The organism is Halorussus sp. MSC15.2 (assembly GCF_010747475.1).
Classification (GTDB): Archaea; Halobacteriota; Halobacteria; order Halobacteriales; family Haladaptataceae; genus Halorussus.
The window spans coordinates 1-1486 of record NZ_VSLZ01000015.1 but is presented as its reverse complement, the minus strand read 5'-3'; the positions used below and the strand labels follow the sequence as shown (position 1 = coordinate 1486).

The window sequence follows — 1486 nt, the reverse complement described above, 5'->3', positions numbered from 1 at the left end:
TCGTCGAGGAACCCTCTTGGTGTCTGTCGTGTGGGGGCGACAGACGGGTGTGGGCCAGGTCGTGTCGACCTGGTCCCGTGTGTTAGGAGGTGATCCAGCCGCAGATTCCCCTACGGCTACCTTGTTACGACTTAAGCCCCCTTGCGAAGCCCAGATTCGACCCGGGAACCGGGCCTCATCCGGACCTCACTCGGGTGCTTTGACGGGCGGTGTGTGCAAGGAGCAGGGACGTATTCACCGCGCTCTTCTGAAGCGCGATTACTACCGAATCCAGCTTCATGAGGGCGAGTTTCAGCCCTCAATCCGAACTACGACCAGGTTTAAGAGATTACCGTCCTCTTTCGGGGTTGGAACCCGTTGTCCTGGCCATTGTAGCCCGCGTGTAGCCCAGCTCATTCGGGGCATGCTGACCTACCGTTGCCCGTTCCTTCCTCCACTTTAGCAGTGGCAGTCTCCGTAATGTACCCAGCCACCACGAGGGTGCTGCTGGCAATTAGGGATGCGGGTCTCGCTCGTTGCCTGACTTAACAGGATGCCTCACGGTACGAGCTGACGGCGGCCATGCACCTCCTCTCAGCAGGTCAGGTAAGCTCATCACACTGACCGTCACTCCTGCTGTCGGAGCTGGTGAGATGTCCGGCGTTGAGTCCAATTAAACCGCAGGCTCCTCCGGTTGTAGTGCTCCCCCGCCAATTCCTTTAAGTTTCATCCTTGCGGACGTACTTCCCAGGCGGCTCGCTTCTCGTCTTCACTACAGCACAGCACACACTCGTAGTGTGTGCCATACTTAGCGAGCATCGTTTACAGCTAGGACTACCCGGGTATCTAATCCGGTTCGTGACCCTAGCTTTCGTCCCTCACCGTCGGGTCCGTCTTCCTGAGGCGCTTTCGCCACCGGTGGTCCGTCCAGGATTACAGGATTTCACTCCTACCCCGGACGTACCCCTCAGGTCTTCCGGCCCCAAGCCAGCTGGTTTCCGCCGGACGCCCACGCGTTGAGCGCGTGGATTTCCCGACGGACCTGTCTGGCTGGCTACGGACGCTTTAGGCCCAATAATAGCGGCCATCACTTGGACTGCCGGTATTACCGCGGCGGCTGGCACCGGTCTTGCCCAGTCCTTATTCGTACACCTCCCTACGGTGTACAAAAGCGAGGACTATATGCCCTCGCACTCGGAATCCCCTTATCGCACTGTCGTGCAGTGTAAAGTTTTCGCGCCTGCTGCGCCCCGTAGGGCCCGGAATCTTGTCTCAGATTCCGTCTCCAGGCTCTTGCTCTCACAACCTGTACCGATTATCGGCACGGTGGGCCGTTACCCCACCGTCTACCTAATCGGCCGCAGCCACATCCTATAGCGCCGGAGCGTTTGTGGCTCTCGTCGTTCCAGACTGAGAGTCGTATCCAGCATTAGCCTCAGTTTCCCGAGGTTATACTGGTCTATAGGGTAGTTTGGCCACGTGTTACTGAGCTATCTGCTACGGGTCT

1 rRNA gene is annotated in these 1486 nt (G+C 58.4%); it reads right to left on the bottom strand.

From position 1 onward, the window contains the following. Positions 1–84 precede the first annotated feature (84 nt). Positions 85–1486 (bottom strand): 16S ribosomal RNA (locus FXF75_RS21905); the annotation flags it as partial.